Annotated in this window: 14 protein-coding genes, 1 tRNA gene and 2 pseudogenes; 9 read left to right on the top strand and 8 right to left on the bottom strand. The window is 62.0% G+C overall.

The window, feature by feature from the left end:
- Window positions 1-86: 86 nt before the first annotated feature.
- From EV664_RS07510 to EV664_RS07500, 3 genes are all read right to left on the bottom strand, one after another.
- Window positions 87-572, bottom strand: a complete 486-nt coding sequence (locus EV664_RS07510; RefSeq protein ID WP_133495051.1) for a hypothetical protein — start codon at window positions 570-572, stop codon at window positions 87-89.
- Complete coding sequence (locus EV664_RS19775) at window positions 573-959, bottom strand: TIR domain-containing protein (RefSeq protein ID WP_133495050.1); 387 nt, start codon at window positions 957-959, stop codon at window positions 573-575.
- Between the two features lie 449 nt (window positions 960-1,408).
- On the bottom strand, window positions 1,409-3,013 hold the full coding sequence (locus EV664_RS07500) for a recombinase family protein (RefSeq protein WP_162848795.1): 1,605 nt from the start codon (window positions 3,011-3,013) through the stop codon (window positions 1,409-1,411).
- A 68-nt stretch (window positions 3,014-3,081) separates the two neighbouring features.
- Between EV664_RS07500 and EV664_RS07495 the strand changes: the two are divergent.
- The 3 genes and pseudogenes from EV664_RS07495 to EV664_RS07485 form a co-directional block, all read left to right on the top strand.
- A pseudogene (locus tag EV664_RS07495) lies at window positions 3,082-3,954 on the top strand (YifB family Mg chelatase-like AAA ATPase); the annotation flags it as partial.
- Window positions 3,955-3,990: 36 nt separating this feature from the next.
- Window positions 3,991-4,413 carry a DUF805 domain-containing protein gene (locus EV664_RS07490; protein ID WP_133495048.1) on the top strand — a complete coding sequence of 141 codons (423 nt, stop codon included), beginning with the start codon at window positions 3,991-3,993 and terminating at the stop codon, window positions 4,411-4,413.
- 52 nt (window positions 4,414-4,465) lie between these two features.
- Window positions 4,466-4,550 (top strand) — tRNA-Leu (locus EV664_RS07485).
- A gap of 251 nt (window positions 4,551-4,801) precedes the next feature.
- Here EV664_RS07485 and EV664_RS19410 read toward each other — a convergent pair.
- Entirely contained in the window at window positions 4,802-5,221 is a 420-nt protein-coding gene (locus EV664_RS19410) for a UxaA family hydrolase (protein WP_229668134.1), read from the bottom strand.
- Here EV664_RS19410 and EV664_RS19175 point away from each other — a divergent pair.
- Window positions 5,220-5,420 carry a hypothetical protein gene (locus tag EV664_RS19175; RefSeq protein ID WP_162848777.1) on the top strand — a complete coding sequence of 67 codons (201 nt, stop codon included), beginning with the start codon at window positions 5,220-5,222 and terminating at the stop codon, window positions 5,418-5,420. The two genes, EV664_RS19410 and EV664_RS19175, sit on opposite strands and share 2 nt — an antisense overlap.
- A 37-nt stretch (window positions 5,421-5,457) precedes the next feature.
- Window positions 5,458-6,468 carry a zinc-binding alcohol dehydrogenase family protein gene (locus tag EV664_RS07475; protein WP_133495047.1) on the top strand — a complete coding sequence of 337 codons (1,011 nt, stop codon included), beginning with the start codon at window positions 5,458-5,460 and terminating at the stop codon, window positions 6,466-6,468.
- A gap of 2 nt (window positions 6,469-6,470) precedes the next feature.
- Here the strand turns inward: EV664_RS07475 and EV664_RS07470 are convergent, their stop codons facing one another.
- Together EV664_RS07470 and EV664_RS07465 are read right to left on the bottom strand one after the other, a co-directional pair.
- Window positions 6,471-7,256: an IclR family transcriptional regulator gene (locus EV664_RS07470; RefSeq protein WP_133495046.1), complete on the bottom strand. Its 786-nt coding sequence runs from the start codon at window positions 7,254-7,256 to the stop codon at window positions 6,471-6,473.
- 104 nt (window positions 7,257-7,360) lie between these two features.
- Window positions 7,361-9,046 (bottom strand): alpha-L-fucosidase, encoded by a 1,686-nt coding sequence (locus EV664_RS07465; protein ID WP_133495045.1) that lies wholly within the window; start codon window positions 9,044-9,046, stop codon window positions 7,361-7,363.
- Between the two features lie 453 nt (window positions 9,047-9,499).
- Here EV664_RS07465 and EV664_RS19770 point away from each other — a divergent pair.
- Window positions 9,500-9,688 (top strand): annotated as a pseudogene (locus EV664_RS19770) (hypothetical protein); the annotation flags it as partial.
- Between the two features lie 153 nt (window positions 9,689-9,841).
- On the opposite strand, the gene EV664_RS07455 reads toward EV664_RS19770, so the two are convergent.
- The gene (locus EV664_RS07455; RefSeq protein ID WP_133495043.1) at window positions 9,842-10,777 is read right to left on the bottom strand and encodes a LysR family transcriptional regulator; all 936 of its coding nucleotides are present in this window, start codon (window positions 10,775-10,777) and stop codon (window positions 9,842-9,844) included.
- Between the two features lie 94 nt (window positions 10,778-10,871).
- Here EV664_RS07455 and EV664_RS07450 point away from each other — a divergent pair, with 94 nt between their 5' ends.
- Both EV664_RS07450 and EV664_RS07445 read left to right on the top strand, forming a co-directional pair.
- Entirely contained in the window at window positions 10,872-12,071 is a 1,200-nt protein-coding gene (locus EV664_RS07450) for a CaiB/BaiF CoA transferase family protein (RefSeq protein WP_162848794.1), read from the top strand.
- Window positions 12,068-12,976: a hydroxymethylglutaryl-CoA lyase gene (locus EV664_RS07445; protein WP_133495041.1), complete on the top strand. Its 909-nt coding sequence runs from the start codon at window positions 12,068-12,070 to the stop codon at window positions 12,974-12,976. Before EV664_RS07450 ends, EV664_RS07445 begins: the two co-directional genes overlap by 4 nt.
- Before the next feature lie 103 nt (window positions 12,977-13,079).
- Here EV664_RS07445 and EV664_RS07440 read toward each other — a convergent pair whose 3' ends face one another.
- On the bottom strand, window positions 13,080-15,323 hold the full coding sequence (locus EV664_RS07440; RefSeq protein ID WP_162848793.1) for a TonB-dependent receptor: 2,244 nt from the start codon (window positions 15,321-15,323) through the stop codon (window positions 13,080-13,082).
- A gap of 571 nt (window positions 15,324-15,894) precedes the next feature.
- Here EV664_RS07440 and EV664_RS07435 point away from each other — a divergent pair.
- Window positions 15,895-18,075, top strand: a complete 2,181-nt coding sequence (locus EV664_RS07435; protein WP_229668135.1) for a beta-glucosidase family protein — start codon at window positions 15,895-15,897, stop codon at window positions 18,073-18,075.
- The last annotated feature ends 15 nt before the right edge of the window (window positions 18,076-18,090 follow it).

Genomic DNA, 18,090 nt, shown 5'->3' with positions numbered 1-18,090 from the left:
CCCCCAATACGGTTGTTGCCATCACGCCCAGTGAAGGGCATCAAAACGGCCCAAGGCTCTACTCGTAAATGGTAGAAACTACGGGCTCAGACCAATTCCTGCAGGGGCTGCTTCCATTCCTTGTCAGTAAGAACTGGCGGAGCATCTAGATCGAACTCGGGCATGGCAAGATCGACCGCCCCTCGATCCAAAAGGCCCTCAGCCATTACGCCCTGTTCACGCCAAATACAGACCGGCAGCCCTATTTGGTAGGCCATTGCCGGTTCGATTTGACAATAGGGACTACTCAACCAAGACAAATCTCGGTTTTTTTGCGGTTCTCCGATGTCAGAGTTTGGACGGTCCACAGCTGCCGACACCAGTGTTCGTCGAAAAGCCAAAGCCAATAACCCAAAGCTTCCGGCCATCAACTGCCGAATAGCCACTAAAGGCGCATTAATGCTGTACTCGCTGCGCCCCAGAGTCATTGGTCGCAGTTCACAACTGCGCAGGTAACTTTCGACCTGATTTAAGAAGTCTTCTTGGCGCTGCAGGTACGCCTTGGGACAGCTAATGAATACAGGGATTTCCATCTAAAGGCGGCTCAAAAAAGTTGAGATGTTAGCCCACGTCCAGTCAACGATTGGGATGCGGTGGAGCTCTTCCGGAATCGTGTAGGGCCGATTTTCCTGCGTCGCGTACATTCCCATAAGAGGAATGCCTTCCTCGCGGGCTGTCCGGATTTCAAAACGCTGACCGGTGGCGGCGGATGTATTTCGAGTTACAAAAGCGATCATACCGTCACATCCTCTTATCCGAGTGCGACAGCGATTACGCCAGTCAGTGGCCCAAGGCTCTTTTACCGACATGTCGGTCCATTCGAAGGGGGTGCGATGGTTCCTTGCTTGGCCCACTAAGCGATCGCGTGCCCATTGGTCTTCAATTGCGAAAGCAATGAATACCCGATGATTTCTAGCCATTCCTTCCCTCCACATCACCAAGAATACTTAAACCGCCATTGCAGGCAACCGGTCGTTTGATCGCATTTGCACCGCCGCCTGCTCCATGCGGATGAAGTAGCGCCGCGTCCCGCGCCCGATCTCGGTGCGCTCAACCATCGCCAGCACCTTCGAAATGTCGCGGGTCGGATAGTCGGCACGGGGACGTCCACCCGTTGATGATTTCTCGGTAAAAGTCCGCCGGCTCGTCGAAGCCCTAGTCACGGATGCGGCGAGCGATCCATTAGTTGAACCGCTCTTTCACCCCCAGCCAAGCATGGAGCCGTCGGGCGTCGTGCAGCTGCTTTCCTCCATGCTCGACGGGGGCGAGCGCGGAGTTTCTGGTGGTGAAAAGTGAACATGGGGATGACGTTGCCTTTTCAGGAGAAGGCTAGGGGCGGGTGCGTCCCCCGAAAGACGCACCCGCAGGTTTAGCAGGGCCAAGCATATTGGATGCTCGCTTCGCCGCCTTGGCGCCACTGGAAGCGCAAGAAGCCGCAGCGATAATCAATGACTACGCCGCCGAATATTGTCTTCAGGAGAGCGTTGACGGCTTCGATGTTAGGGGACGGGGGCCCCATCTTCCCTTCGCAGGGGGTTGGGGCGAGAAAGCCATGTAGCTGGCCTACCCGCGCTTCGATCAAGCCGTGATCTGCAATACAGAGCCGCTCCTCGATCGCTTCCAGTTCCCGGCGGAGGGCCAAAAGCTCGCCCTCAATTTTGGAGACCAGTCGGGACAACAGGCTAGATGGGCTGGCTTCAAGCTGCGTGGCGGCTTCTTGTAGGCGGTCCTCGCGCCGGTCGATGGAGCCGAGGAGGCCAACTCGTTCTTCTTCTAGCGCCCGGTATTGGTCCCCGGCGGGGATTTCGGCGAATAGGCTGCCCCAACCGAGCCGGATCGCGAACTCCACGTCACGCAGCCGCACCGAAACATACTGACAGCCGCCCTTATTCTTCGCTGCAGAACAAACGAGCTTCGGCAGACCAGCTTTGGCGACGGCTCCCTTGTAAACCCTCGTCATTGCTTCGCCACAATTGGGGCAGCGAGCAAGTCCAGCGAGAAGGTGCGCAACGCGCCTAACCGACTGGCGCCCCCGTGGGGCCCGCGACCGCCCGTCCTTCAGAGCCCTGACAGCAAACCAATCGTCCTTCGAGATGATCGATGGGTATGCCCCTTCAACTGGTTCCTCGAGAACGCGCTTCCGCTGGCCGCGCACATATTCGATGCGTCCCGGCACCAGCGATCCTATGACAGCGGGATTGCGAAGCAGCTTCGAGATTGTGGACCTGTGCCAGCGTTTTCCGCGCGCCAGCGGCTTAACGCCTTTCTCGTTGAGGGATGAAGCGATGGAATGTTCGCCGCGTCCTTGGAGGGTCATTTTGTAGACCTGCTGCACAATCGCCGCCTTTGCCTCATCGACCGTCCAGCCGCCATCTTCGCTCGGAATTAGCCAAGACGGGCCTTTACAGGTTAGTCGCTTTTCGGGATTGGCGCGCACTTGGTTGCGCTTCTCCTCCCATGCGTCCGCAACGCGCCGACCCTTGGTCTTTGACTCATCGTGGGCCCGCCAAGCGACCATAAGCGCGATCATGAGTGCCATCGGATCGTTATCGAGGCGCTCGGCAGTGTACTCTTGGCCATCGTTGAGGGTCACGATGGTGATTCCACCGTCGACGATTTCGTTGATTAGAGATTGGACGCGCCGGGGCGACATGCGGCTAATTCGGTCTAGGCTTTCCACGAGAAGGTATGAGCCCCGCTCAATTAGCCCTCGGCGGCAGGCTTCGAGAAACCGGCTCAAGCCGCCATCTGTCGCGTTATTGCCTCGATATGCCGATACACCTTCGTCAACGATGGCAAGGGAAGTATCGAGTTCGAGGTCGTTCTTTCGAGCCCATCGCGCGGCAGCCTCGGCTTGGCGCCGGAAGCTGTCGCCCTTAGCTTGTTCGGGCGTCGACCAGCGAGCGTAGCTATAGACTTTGGGCTTTGGCAGCGTGTCCAGTTCGTCATTCAAGGATAGTGCAGCAGATGCCATCTTTGCCTCCTTCGAGTTTCCATAAGCCGATGGTGGGGGCCAATGGGGTCCTCGAAGTGCTCTACGGGCTGATGGTCGGACCGCCCGGTGCCGGAAAATCGCTGATGGCGGCATGTCTGCCCGGCATTCTGCCGCCGCTCGATTCGTCCGAGGCGCTGGAAGTATCGATGGTCGCTTCGGTCGCGGGCACGCTGGAGGGCGGGCGGATGACGCGCCAGCGCCCGTTTCGCGCGCCGCACCATTCCGCCTCGATGGCAGCGCTCACCGGCGGCGGGCTGAAGGTCAGGCCCGGCGAAGTCAGCATGGCGCATCTAGGGGTATTGTTCCTCGACGAACTGCCCGAATTTCAGCGCGCGGTGCTCGATTCGCTGCGCCAGCCGCTGGAGACGGGCAAGGTCAGCGTTGCGCGCGCCAATGCGCATATGACCTTTCCTGCCCGGGTGCAGCTGATCGCGGCGATGAATCCGTGCCGCTGCGGCCATCTAGGGGATGCGTCACTGGCCTGCGCGCGGGCGCCCAGATGCGCGGGCGATTATCAGGCGAAGGTGTCGGGCCCGCTGCTCGACCGAATCGACCTGCATGTCGAAGTGCAGGCAGTGAGTGCCGCTGACCTGATCCTGCCGCCCCCTGCCGAAGGGTCGGCCGAGGTCGCTGCACGGGTCGCCGCTGCGCGCGCGCTTCAGAGCGAGCGGCTGAAAGATGCCGATGCGCGGACCAATGCAGAGATTGAGGGCGCGCTGCTAGAAACGCACGCCACCCCCGACGAAGCGGGCAGGGCGCTGCTGGCGCAGGCGGCGGAGGCGACGCGCATGTCGGCACGGGGCTATACGCGCGTCCTGCGCGTTGCACGGACGATCGCTGATCTGGAGACGTCGGAGGCGGTGCGCCGTATCCATGTCGCCGAGGCGCTTAGCTATCGCAGGCGATCGCCTGTTGCGTGAACATATCGATGCGGGATGATAAGGAGACCGACTTTCATGTATTGGATGACGCTGCCGGTAAAACGCTATTTCCAGATGTCGGGCCGTTCGCGGCGCAAAGAATACTGGATGTTCTGGCTGTTCACCATCCTGGTGGGCATTGTTGCCGGTATCCTCGATACGCTGCTCGGGTTCGGATCGCTCGATTCGACCAGCAGCAGCGCAAGCTGGACCTATAGCGGTCCGATCAGCTCGCTTTGCTCGCTCTTCTTCCTGATTCCCAGCGTCACGGTTGCGGCCCGGCGGCTGCACGATAGCGACCGGTCGGCGTGGTGGCTTCTCCTCCTTCTCATCCCGCTGCTCGGCTGGTTCGTTCTGTTCATCTTCATGGTGATGGACGGAACCCGCGGTGCCAATCGCTTCGGCCCCGATCCGAAGGACCCGGCTGGCGGGAATGACGCGCAGGAAGTTTTCGGCTGACGACCCCATTGTGCGAACCCGCGCCCTGCGCTAGGCAACGCGCCTCGCGCAGGCCCCTGTGGCGAAATTGGTAGACGCGCTCGACTCAAAATCGAGTGCCGCAAGGCATGCTGGTTCGAGTCCGGCCAGGGGCACCATTGCCGGTCAAAGATAGGCGCCGCTTGTCGGGCAGCGCGTTATCCCCGGGCAAAGCGCGCGTTCGGCAGGCGGATTGCTGTCGAGCGGCGGTGCAGTCCGATCGACAAACAGCGTCACGGGATCACGCCGGAGATCGGGTCGCCGGTGCATAGCGGCATCGGCGAAATGCAGGGTCGCCTGCTACGCCGACAAATCAAAGATGCGCGTTGCCATTTTTCGCCGTCCGGCCCGACGACCTGATAGCGGGCCATCAGCGCTTCCCGGCGCTGCGCGGGGGGGGGGGATCGGCCGCGTCGGCGGCTGCCGTTCGTTCGAAATCGAAATCGTCATCCGTCCGCATCACCATTACGAGCCGAACCCCCAGACGATAGATCCGCATTTCCTGAATGCCGGAGCGGCGGATAGAATCAGTGATCTCCGGCCATGCCATGCCGGGCGCGTAATGCCGTTCATATTCGGCGATCAGGTCAGCGTGGTCGTGCGGGTCGGGAAGAAGAACATGCGCGCGCAACCGCTCGCCGGACGCCAGGTCATAGCGCGCCAGCATCTCTTCGATCTGCGCGACCTCGCACCCCACCCCGATCATCAGGGCACCGCCGAAATTGGGATAGCGCGCATAGCGGGTTAGCGTGCGCTCCAGCGCCTCGATCCGTTTGCCGGGCTTGGCCATGCCGCAGCCGCTCGAATGGGTGAACGGCCTGACCCTCGTCGCAGGCCTGACTCGCAAAGGTGTCGACATGCGCCTGCAGGAGACGGCTGGTGCCAAATCGAACGATCATGCCGCAGACCCCGATGTTCGTCGCGACGCGATGACGGGGATGAACATTCTTCTAGCATTAAATATGCTAACGCGCTTGCACATGTGCTAGCTAGTATCCAGCCTATGAATGTCGAGGGAGAGTATTGATGAAGGCGATCATTTGCCCTGAACCGTTCAGCCTGTCCGTTGTCGAGCGGCCGGAGCCGGTCGCGACCGCAGGAGAAGTCGTGGTTCGCATCCGGCGGGTGGGGCTGTGCGGTACCGATTATCATATATATAAAGGGCGGCATCCTTTCCTCGCTTACCCCCGCGTCATGGGCCATGAGCTGGGTGGCGTTGTCGAGCAGGTCGGCGAAAACTCCGCTTTTCAGGTCGGGCAATCGGTTGCCATCAACCCGTATCTTGCCTGCGGCACCTGTATTGCGTGCCGCAACGGCAAGCCCAATGCGTGTACCGAAATCAGCGTGCTTGGCGTCCATATCGACGGCGGTATGTGCGAGCGGCTGGCCGTACCCGAATCCGCGCTCGTCGATGCGACCGGCCTGACCATCGATCAGGCGGCGATGATCGAATTTCTCGCGATCGGCGCGCATGCCGTTGCGCGCGGCAATCCCGCTTCGGGGCAACGCGTGCTGGTGGTCGGCGCGGGTCCGATCGGCGTGAGTACCGCGTTGTTCGCGCGGCTGAACGGTGCTGCGGTGACGCTGGTCGACACGCGTTCCGCACGGCTCGATCATGCGCGCGGCCAGCTTGGCTTCAATGATGTTCGGCTTGCCGGTCCCGGGCTCGTCGATACGCTGCAACAATCGACGGCCGGTGAAATGTTCGACATGGTGTTCGACGCCACCGGATCACTTGCCGCGATGGCGGAAAGCCTTCGCTATGTCGCGCATGGCGGAACACTGGTGCTGGTCGGCGTCGCGCCCGGCAATCTTGTGTTTGCCGATCCCGAATTTCACAAGCGTGAAACGACGCTGATGGCCAGCCGCAATGCACTCACGGCCGATTTCGCTCGCGTCATTGCCGCGATCCGCAGCGGCGATATCAACACCGATGTGCTCCATACGCACAGCCTTGCGGTGGACGATCTGCCCGAGCGCCTGCCGGAGCTGATCGAAGAGGCTGATCACGTGCTAAAGGCGATCGTCACCCTCTGACCTCAGTCCTTCGGGCATCCCAGCTCGGAGGAGATGGCGCGTGCCGTCGCGTGCAGCCGCTCAGCGACCGCATCCAGTTTGATGCGCTGCGATCCGTCGATCAATTCCATGAACGGCACGGTTAGCGCGCCTATCAGCTCCCGGTCGAACGCGTGGATGGGGTAGCTGATATCGGTGACCCCGAAGGTGATCGGGCTCTTGCGCTGATCGAAACCGCGCGCGCGGATCGTTTCCAGCCGCCCGGCGAGCCAGTCGCGGTCGACCGGTTCTTCGCGTACAGCTTCCGCTTCGCGCACCAGCCGGTCGGAGACATCGGGTGGCGAAAAGGCGAGGATGACCTGTCCCGAACAACTGCGGATCATGTCGATCGGTGCGCCCTGACGCAGCGCGAAGCCGCGAGTGCCGGGATTTTCCTCGCGTGCGACGACCAGCCCGTGCGCTCCGTTGGGCACGACGAGATGGCAGGACTGCTCCACCTCCTCGACGAGCCGGCGCATCCACGGCGTCGCAGTGCGTACCAGGTTGCGCGCGGGCGTGGCGCGAAAAGCGAGTTCGAGTATTTTGTACGATACCGTGTACCGATCGGTGATCGGCGATCGATTAAGATAGCCGTTCTGCTCCAGCACCACGACCATGCGGAACAACTCGCCCACCGAGCGGCCGAGATGGGCCGCCATATCCTTGACCAGCGCACCTTGCGGATATTCGGCCAGCAGATCGATGATCTGGAAGGCCTTTTCGATCGCAGGCGCAGCATAGGTCTTGGTCGGAGGGCGCGAACGGCTCATGCCGATGGTTTAGCGCGACGCGCCAACACGTCAACGCGTGGGGAAAGGGGGAGGAGAGGGCGAATGCCCGCGGACGATGCGCCATCATCTGCGGGCCGTACGGGTCATGCGGTAATGCCGTTACCCGAAAGGATCAGCGCCATGCCGATCGGATGGCGTGCGCGCGCCGGAACGGTCACCTCCAGTGCCTCGGGCGTCCGGCGGAACTGGAGCGGGGTCGTCGGATCATCGGCCAGCGTGACGCGCATCACCTCACCCTCCATGGTCGGGTCGTTGTGCCCCAGCAGCGTCATCCGCACGACATTGTCGTCGGGCCAGCCCAGCACGAGCGCGTGAAGGTCCTCACCGCGCTTGACGTAGCGAACATCGCGCGCCGTGTAAGGCGAAATCGCGCCGCCTTCGGAGAACAGGCCGCCGCCGCCGCTTGTCGGGCCTTCTCCGTTCAGTTTCCACGGTCGCGTGGCATAGATCGCCCGGCCGAAACGGCCCATCCAGTCGCCGATCTCGGTAACGATCCGCTCTTCCTTGTCATCGATCGTGCCGTCGCCGCGCATCGGTACCGAAAGCATGAGGTTGCCGTTTTTCGACACCACGTCGCACAGCGTATGGATCACCGTGGCGGCGGATTTATAGCCGTTATTGGCATAAAGTTCTGCATCGTAATGCCAGTTGCCGATGCAGGTATCGGTCTGCCAGGGGAAGCGCTCGATATAGGTTTTGCCGCCGCGCTCGACATCGTCGACAATCCCCATCCGCCGCTGCGGCGGGGTCATCTTGGCGGTCACCACCGCCTCCAGGCGGCCATTATTCCATGCCATCGACTGGTTGTAGTACCAGGCGGTGAAATCCAGCCCATATTGTTCGAGCGGCAGGTCGAAATTGTCGAAATAGACCATGTCCGGCTTATATTTGCTGACCAGATCCTGACAGCGCATCAGCCAGTTGCGCGCGAAATAGCCCATCGGAACGCCTTCCGACCATAGTCGGTCGGTCGCCTCGTGCCATTCATTCGCCTCGCGATTGGAACGGATGCCGTCGGGCATCGGCATATAGCGGCCGCAGTAAAGCCGTTGCGGATCGAGCCCGACCCACCATTTGCCGCGTCCCTGCGCCGCGGTCAGCGTATAGGCGTCATAGCGCTCGCCGGCGCGCGGCCCCTCAGGATCATAGCCATAAGCGGGCTGATTCCAGTGCCATGCATGCGCGGAGTGGTTGGAGACCGCGAACCGCAGGCCGCGCTCACGTGCCAGCTTCGCCCATGTGCCGACAATGTCCTTGTGCGGGCCGACCCGCGTCGTGTTCCAATGATGATATTGCGAGTCATAGGTGTCGAGATTGTCGTGATGGTTCGCCAGCGCCATGAAATATTTGGCGCCCGCGCGCTTATAGAGGTCGAGCAGCCGTGCCGGATCCCAGCGATCGGCCTTCCAGAGATTCTGGATTTCCATGAAGCCGTGATCGGCCGGATGGCCGTAATGCTTCAGATGATGATTATAGGCGCGCGATCCCGGCAGATACATGTTGCGCGCATACCAGTCGCCAGCCTCCGGCACGCATTGCGCGGTCCAGTGCGCCCACATCCCGAACTTTGCGTCGCGGAACCAGTCGGGCACGCTATAGCTGCTGGTGAATGATTGCCAGTCGGGAGTGAAGCTGCGGGGTGGGGGCACCTTCAGGTCGCGGCCGGCGCCCTTCGCCGTCAGAGCGGTCGTAACCGCCTCTGCTGCCGATGGCGCAATTGCCGCAGCAGCGAGGCTGCCGCCGATCATCTGACGTCTGTTAGGCTTCATGATCGTCTCTCCCGATTATTATCGTTTGGGCACATATGGCTTTCGGCGGAGGCGATCTCCGCGGGGCCGGAACCGAACGAGGAAGCCCACGCAATTGCGAGTGGCGACACAGGCGGAAATACGACCCGGAGCTACACCTTGCCATTGCTCATCCCCCGCGTGCCGCAGCCATGATTATGGCAGTTCAGCAATGCGCTTATATGCGACCAGGCTTGCATATATGATTCGGACGCGCAATAGCCGCAGCCTGTTTCCGTTCTGACCGGCGGCCCGTCGTTCGCGATGCGCTACGGGGCGTCGTCACTTACGGAAGTCCCGACCCCCCTCCGGCTCGTCGATGTCGATCAGGTCGGGATTCTGAAAGGCCCGCAGGGGCGAAACCCACAGAACATCGCGCTTTCCAAAATCCTGATGAGCGATTAGCAGCGAGCGGGAACGAGCGGATGCGACGACATGCCGCTGTTCGTTCCGATATTGGGGTTAAGCGCGGTGCGGTTGCTTCTCGTTGATGACGATATCCTGCTGGCCGATGAGCTTGCGGATGCCTTGCGGAATTTGTCGCATGACGTGACGATCGCCGGTGATGGAAACATTGCACTGCAATTGCTGACCGGCGCGCAATTCGACGCCATGATCCTGGACCGTATGCTGCCGATGGTGGACGGTATGGCGGTGCTCGATCGCATTCGCGCAAAGATTTCACTTTCGGTTCATCTTCGGGCAGCGCGTTCGGGCAAGCTGGCGCGAGCGGCGCGGCGATCAGCGTCAGAGACCGCGACGCGTTACGCTTCGGGCTTAGCTCTCGACAGTGGCGAGCGTTTGCCGGAGCCGGTCGATAAACGCCGCGACTGCCGGGGAAGGGGACTGGTCGGTGCGGGTGAGGATCGAGAGCTGCCGTGTCATTACCGGGTCGGTCAGCGGGAGGAACACGAGATCGGTCTCCGCCTCGGTCATGGCGGCGGTCGAGGGCAGAACCGCGATGCCGAGACCGGCGCGGACATAGGCAAGCGCGGTCGGCATCTGATGTGATTCGAGCATGACATGCAATTCGACCTCCGCCTGCCGCGCCCCTTCGTCCATCAGCCGGCGAACGGTTGTTCCCAGATTCATCGCAACGACATCGTGCCGGGCGAGGTCGTGCCAGTTCATTGCGCACGCGTCCGCCGGTACGGCATCGATGCGGCATACCGCGACCAGACGGTCCGCCAACAGCGGTTCGGCAGCGATCAGCGCACTGCCCTCCGAATAGCCGATCCCGATATCCGCCGCCCCGGAAACGACCTCCTCGACCAGCCGGTCGCCCACCAGATCGGATACCGATAATGCGATTCCCGGATATTCGGCATGATATTCGCGCAACAATCCGGGCAGCAACGTGCGCGACAGCGAGGGCAGAACCGCGATGCGCAGTCGTCCGGTGCGCAGATCGGCATAATCCTTCGCCGCGCCGATCGCCCCTTCGAAATCGGCGAGAATGCGCAAGCAGGATTCGAGAAACTCACGCCCGACCGGGGTCAGCTCGACCGCGCGCGTGGTGCGGTTGAACAGCCTGACCGAAAGATCCTCCTCCAGCTGCGTGATGAGGGTGCTGAGCGCAGGTTGGGACAGGCCGATGGCATCGGCTGCGCGGGTGAAATGCGAATGCAGCGCAACCGCGCGAAAGGCGCGCAGATGTTTGAGATTGATGCGTCGGCCAGAAATCATGAAATCGAGGATAGTGCGCTTTTTCATAAAAAAGGAATATAAATCGATCCGCAGAGCCGATTTTTCACCCGCAGTCCCGACAGATAGATTGGCTGCCAGTCACGAAAATAAGAGGGTGAAGGTGCTGAAATTGTTGCGCGGGGTTCGTGTGCTGGACCTGACCACAGTGGTGCTCGGCCCCTATGCCACGCAGATCATCGGAGATTTCGGCGCCGATGTGATCAAGGTCGAACCGCCGACGGGCGATGTGTTCAGGGCGGTCCGGCCGGGACGCAGCGAACGGATGGGCGCGGGCTTTCTAGGCTGCAACCGCAACAAACGCTCGATCGTGATCGACCTTCGCAAGCCCGAAGGCGTCGAGGCGCTGATGAAGCTGGTCGAAACGGTCGATGTGGTGGTGCATAATATGCGCCCCAGATCGGCGGCGAAGCTGGGGTTCGACTTTGACGCGTGCAAGGCGCGCAATCCGCGCATCGTATATTGCTATGCCAGCGGTTTCGGGCAGGACGGGCCCTATCGCGACGAGCCGGCCTATGACGATACGATTCAGGCGGTGTCGGGCGTCGCATGGCTGAACGCCGACAGCGAAGGCACGCCGCGCTTCATGCGCACGATCGTGGCGGACAAGGTCGGCGGGCTGCACCTTGCCCTCGCGATTCTGGCGGCGCTGAACGCGCGCGATCGGGCGGGCGCGGCTGCGGAAGCGATCTGTATCGAAGCGCCGATGTTCGAAAGTCTGGTGTCGTTCCTGATGGTCGAACAGCTTGGGGGGATGAGCTTCGATCCGCCGCTGGGGGCGACCGGCTATGAACGGCTCAATTCGCCCTATCGCAAGCCGTTCGCGACCAGCGACGGGTATATCAGCATCATCCCCTATACCACCGCGCATTGGAGCCGGTTTCTCGAATTGGTCGGCGAGGATGCGCTTGCTGCTGACCCGATCGTCACTGATCCGGTGCAGCGCAGCCGCAATATCGACCGGCTGTATGCAGTAATCGAACGCGCTGCTGCCGGGCGCACGACGGAGCAATGGATCAGCGATCTGCGCGCCTGCGACATTCCCTGTTCGCGGGTCAACCGGCTGGAGGATTTGTTCGGGAATGAACATCTGCGCGAAGTCGGCATGTTCGATGTCGCGCCGCATCCCAGCGAAGGCGATGTCCGGACCGTGCGATCGCCGTTCCGGCAGGTGGGAGCGCCGGCTGAGCCCGACCGCCCCGCACCGGTGCGCGGCGGCGACAGTCGCGACCTGCTTCACGAGGCCGGGCTGGACGACGAAGCGATCGAGGCGTTGATTACTGCAGGAGCGGTTCAGGCGTGACCGGAGCCCGCCCGCAGGTTGAAATCGTCGAAGTTGCGCCGCGCGACGGGCTTCAGAACGAAGCGTGCGAGGTCAGCACCGAAGACAAGGTGACGCTGATCCGGCGTGCCGTGGCGGCAGGTGTCGGCCGGATCGAAGTGGCGAGCTTCGTCCATCCCCGCCGGGTGCCGCGCATGGCCGATGCCGAAGCGGTCTGCGCCGCCACTGCGGACCTTTACGCGATCCGGATCGGGCTGGTCCTCAATCTTCGCGGGGCGGAGCGGGCGATCGCCGCCGGGGTGGATGAACTGGGCGCTGTGGTCAGCGCATCGGACGGGTTCGGCATCGCCAATCAGGGACGGACATCGGACGAGACGGTGGACGACGCGATCGCCATCCTTTGCCGGGGGAGGGAGGCCGGAAAGCGCGGGCAGGTAACGATCTCGACTGCGTTCGGCTGCCCGTTCGACGGAGAGGTCGCCGTCGATCGCGTCGCGGCGATTGCGCGGCGGCTGGCCGATGCAGCGCCGATCGAGATCGCGCTGGGCGACACGATCGGCGTCGCGGTGCCCGATCAGGTCAGCCGTACCATCGCAGCGGTGCGCGCCGCCGCGCCGGGCATCCCGATCCGCTGCCATTTCCATGATACGCGCAATACCGCCATCGCCAATGGCTGGGCCGCGATCGAAGCGGGCGCGGTGACGCTGGATTCGGCGATCGGCGGGCTGGGCGGCTGTCCTTTCGCTCCCGGCGCGTCGGGCAATGTCGCGACCGAGGATCTGCTCTATCTGCTGGCCCGGTCGGGCGTGCATACAGGGATCGATCCGGTCGCCATTGCCGACACGGCCCGCTGGCTGGAAAGCGTGATCGGACGCCCGCTGCCGGGCCGTCTCGCCCGCGTGCCGGGGTTCCCGGCCGCGCGCTGATACGTCTTCCGCTTTCACGATCCTGTTTGCGGGACGTGCAGAAAAAAAGGCCGCGATCCGGTTGGGGATCGCGGCCGTCAGCGGAGAGATCAGAAAGCCCGGTTCAGAATTTAATGCCCGTGCGTACACCATAGGTGCGCGGATCGGCGAGCGTCACGCTGGCAAAGGTGCCCGAAGATGCGCCGGAGACGATCGCGTTATTTTCGATATTGCGGATATAGCCCTGAATGAACCACGCTTTGTGCGGGGCATTATAGGTCAGGAAAGCGTCGGTTTTGGTATAGCTTGGCTGGCGGAACTGATTGAGCGTGCCGAGCGCGGCGAGATAATAAGAGTCGCTTAGCCGGGTGCGCACCGATGCCGAAAATTCACCGCCATTGGCGAGGGGGAAGATCTGTTCGACCCCGGCAACCACGGTCCAGGTCGGCGAGCGGTCGAGCTTGCGCCCGGCCCAGTCGGCCGTCGGCGTCGGCATGAATTCGGTATAGCGCGCATTGAGCCAGGATGCCGCAAAGTTGAACCGGGTATTGGTTGCCGGACGGACGATCGATTCCAGCTCGACCCCGTCGACCTTCGCCTGACCCGCATTGGTCGTCACCTGACACGGACCGCCGCAGATTTCGGAAAGCTGACTGAGCTGGATGCCCGAAAAGTCATAATGGAACACGGACATGTTGATGCTGAGCGCATCGCCGGCGATTCGCGATTTCACGCCGCCTTCGTAGGAGGTGATGGTTTCGGGGTCATAATAAAGTGCGCTGGCGGAAAGCGTGCAGTCCGGGCCGGTTCCGACCTCGCACCCGTCGTTGAAGCCGCCCGCTTTATACCCGGTGGAGATGATGCCGTAGAGCAGCGTGGTTGACGTCAGATCGTAATCGACGCCCGCGCGCCAGGTGGTTTTCGAAAAGCTGCGCTCGGCATCGTTGGTGCTGCGGCGATCGCCGGGCTGGTCGCAGGCGACGCTTCCGCACTGGACGGTTGCGCCCCGCCGCGCCTTGTCGTCATGCGAATAGCGAAAGCCGCCGGTCAGGCGCAGCTTGTCGGTAACGTGAAGCGTCGCCTGTCCGAAACCCGCGAGCGATTTCGACAGCACGTAATTTTGCGGGAAGCCGAAAATATAGCCGGTCGTTCCGGGCGTCGGCGAGAGCAGTCCCATCAGATAATAATTCTGATAACCCGTTTCGCGGAAGAAATAGACGCCTGCCTGCGCATCCACCGATCCGAATGTGCCCGAAAGGCGAAGCTCATGGCTTTGCTGGCGATATTCCGCATCGGCGCGCGCCGGATAGGCCGCTTGCGCGCTTCCTGCCGCAGTGACCAGATCCTCATGCCGGATGAATTTGCGATAGGCGCCGAGATAATTGACGGTGAGCGGGCCGAGATCATAGCTGAAGTCCGCCAGCGCCCCCCAGACGGTATTGTCGCGCCCAAGCGGCCCGGTAATCGGCGCGCGCTGGACAAAGGCGGCGTCGGTCCCGCCGGGTACGGGATCGTAGATCGGCGTGACGCCGGTGGTGTTGAAGTTCGAATAGAGGTTCGACGTCTGCACGCCGCCGACCGTCGCGCCCTTGATCCGCGAATAATCGCCGACCACCAGCAGGCGCGCGGGGCCGGATTCATACAGTGCCGAAAGCCTGCCCGACAGATTGTCGCGAAAGGGGCTGAGATCGGCAGTGACCGCCGGACCTGCCTTAACATAGCTGTCGTGGCGGTCGTAATTGACCGCAGCGCGCACCGCGATATCGGCCGTGACGGGGACGTTGATGACACCGGTCACGATGCCGGTGTTGTAATTGCCGTATATGCCCTCCAGCGACCCTTCGAAATGGTGGACCGGCGCATTGGTGATGACGTTGATGAGACCGGCGGTCGTATTGCGACCGAACAGCGTTCCCTGCGGCCCGCGCAGCACCTCGACCCGCTGAATGTCGAAAAAGCTGACATCGTGCGTTTGCGGACGGGCGAGATATATGCCGTTGACCATGAAAGCGGCGGACGGATCGCCCTTTTCGGTGCCGTCCGAACTGGTGACGCCGCGAATGGTGATTTGCAGCCCGTTGGCGCGATCGATCGACAGGTTGGGCACCTGTTCGCCCAGATTGGTGGGGTTGGTCACGCCCGCCGCGACCAGATTGTCGCCGCCGATGGCGGTGATGGCGGCGGGAGTCTTCGATGCCAGCGTCTGGGTGCGCGTTGCGGTGACGATGATGTCGTTGATCCCGGCGTCGAGCGCGGCAGGATTTTCCACGGCATCGGCAGCCCCGGCACTCTCCGTGTCCTGCGCGAACGCATTTCCCGCCATCAGCACCTGCAACGATGCGCAACCCAGCAAAATCCATTTAGGCACTATCGATCTCCTCACCTTGATCGGTTTGAAGCCGGCGGGCGACGGAGGAGCGGGCATGGCGCGGTCGCTTCCGCGCTGATGCCATGATCTTGTTAGTCCTCCCCAGCCGCTTTTCGGCTTCCGCACTCTCTGGTGCTCTGGCCAAGCGATAGAGCGGGGGAGTTTCATGATAGAAATTGAATTTGCGGATCGATTTATCGTCAGAGCCTATCAATTGTAGTAAGTCATTGCGTTCAAAAGATAACGCAAGTCCTATTACGTTTTTTGCCTTTCTTCAGGCGATTGATAGCGATGACCGATCAATCGATCCGAATTTTGAAATTGTCTGTGGCGTCCAGCGTGCCAGACATGGAGACAAAGAAAAAAGACAGGGGGAGGAGAAGGGGATGGTCCGCACCGATTGCGGAAACCGAAAGGTGCGTGCGACCGCGCTTTTCGCACGCCGCGCAGCGCCATGTTTTCCCGATTGCCGCGCGCCTTCCTCCCAACCGATGCAACCGCGCGCTGCCGCGTCCTGGGGCCGGATCAGCTTCGATCCGTGCCGCTCATCCTATGGAAGGAAGTTCAGCTGATGAAGAAAACCCTGTTCCTGTTCGCAACCGCCGGAACCATGGCGCTGATCCATTCCGCCGCCGGCGCCGCGCCGTTACAGTCGCAATCGAAGCAGAGCCCCGATGCACGCGCCGCAGCGGTCGAACAGCAGATGACCGAGGATGAGCGCTTTCAGCTGCTCCACAGCATCATGCCGTTCAATATTCCCGGCCTTCCGAAGATTGATGTCGAAGGGCTGACGCCCACGGCCGGATATATCAGGGGCATTCCCCGGCTCGGCATTCCCGACCTTTATGAAACCGATGCGAGCCTGGGCGTCACCAACCCGCTCCAGCTGCGCAAGGGCGATGTGTCCACGGCGCTGCCCGCCAGTATTCTGACGGCCGCGACCTTTTCCCCCGAACTCGCACATGCGGGCGGCGTGGTGATCGGCCGGGAAACGCGTGCCAAGGGCTTTAACGTCCTGCTCGCAGGCGGCGTCAATCTGACGCGCGAACCGCGCAACGGGCGGAATTTCGAATATCTGGGCGAAGACCCGCTGCTTGCCGGCACGCTGGCCGGTGCGGCGATCGACGGCATCCAGTCGCAAAAAGTGGTGTCGACCGTAAAACATTATGTGCTCAATTCGCAGGAGACGCTGCGCAGCACGATCGACGCGCGGATCAGCGAGGCGGCGCTGCGGATGAGCGACCTGCTGGCGTTCGAGATCGCGATCGAAAAGGGAAAGCCGGGCGCCGTCATGTGTGCCTATAATCAGATCAATGGCGATTATGCCTGCGGCAACGACTTTCTGCTCAACAAGGTGCTGAAGCAGGATTGGGGCTATAAGGGCTGGGTCATGTCCGACTGGGGCGCAGTCCACAATGTGGACTATTTCATGAAGGGCCTCGACCAGCAGTCGGGGGCGCAGCTCGACAAACAGATATGGTTCGACGGTCCGCTAAAGACGCTGGTGAAAGCGGGCAAGGTGCCGCAATCGCGGGTGTCGGACGCCGTGCGCCGGGTGCTGCGCTCGCTATATGCGACCGGCGCGGACATTGCCGTTCCCAAGGGCGATGCGGATATGGACGCGCATGCCGCCGAAGCGCGCAAGGTGGCCGAAGCGGGCATCGTGCTGCTGAAAAACGAAGGCGACATCCTGCCGCTGATGCAATCGGCGCGCAGCGTCGCGGTAATCGGCGGCCATGCCGATCGCGGGGTATTGTCGGGGGCGGGATCGAGTCAGGTGACGCCGAAGGGCGATGTCACCATCATCCCTGTCGGCGGCACCGGCGCAATGGCGAGCTGGGCACGGATGCTGTTCATGCCGTCCTCGCCGGTCGATGCGCTGCGTAAGGCGCTGCCCGACACCAGCGTGAATTACGATTCAGGCTATGTGCTAGACAGCGCGGCGGCGCTTGCGGCGAATGCCGATGTCGCGATCGTGTTCGCCACGCAGTGGAGTTCGGAAGGTTTTGACGGCAGCCTTTCGCTGCCCGAGGGGCAGGACGAGCTGATCGCCCGCGTCGCGGCGGCCAACCCCAATACGATCGTCGTTCTGGAGACGGGAAATCCGGTGAAGATGCCCTGGCTCGATCAGGTAAAGGCCGTGGTCGAGGCATGGTATCCGGGGCAGGAGGGCGGAACGGCAATCGCCAATGTGCTGACCGGCGCGGTCAATCCGGGGGGGCACCTGCCGATCACCTTCCCCAGGGACGAAAGCCAGCTTCCCAATCCTGAGCTTACCGGCTTCGGTAAGCCCGAAGGTTCGGCGGAAACGATCACCTATCCCGAAGGCGCGAAGGTGGGATATCGCTGGTATGCGGCAAAGGGGCTGAAGCCGTTATTCCCCTTCGGCTATGGCCTTAGCTATACCAGTTTTGCCTATTCCGACCTTCGGCTTTCGGGCGGCGCCGCGCCGAAGGTCAGCGTCACCGTCACCAATTCGGGCAAGCGCGCCGGGAGCGACGTGCCGCAGCTCTATCTCACCGCGCGCAATGGCGAGAAGATCGAGCGACTGGTCGGTTTCGACCGGGTCGAGCTGCGACCGGGCGAAAGCCGGACGGTCAGCATGACGATCGACCCGCGCCTGCTTGCCGACTGGACCGGTAAAGGCTGGACGGTGCAACCGGGGACGTACAGCTTTGCCGCAGGGCATTCCGCGACCGATTTCGTCCTGACCGGCGATGTGAAGCTGCCCGGCCAGACCTTGCGCCCCTGAACGCGAACCGAAAGA

This window comes from Stakelama pacifica (assembly GCF_004361835.1).
GTDB lineage: Bacteria > Pseudomonadota > Alphaproteobacteria > Sphingomonadales > Sphingomonadaceae > Sphingomonas > Sphingomonas pacifica.
Note: the sequence above shows the minus strand (reverse complement) of the source record. Positions and strands in the feature narration are given on the sequence as shown.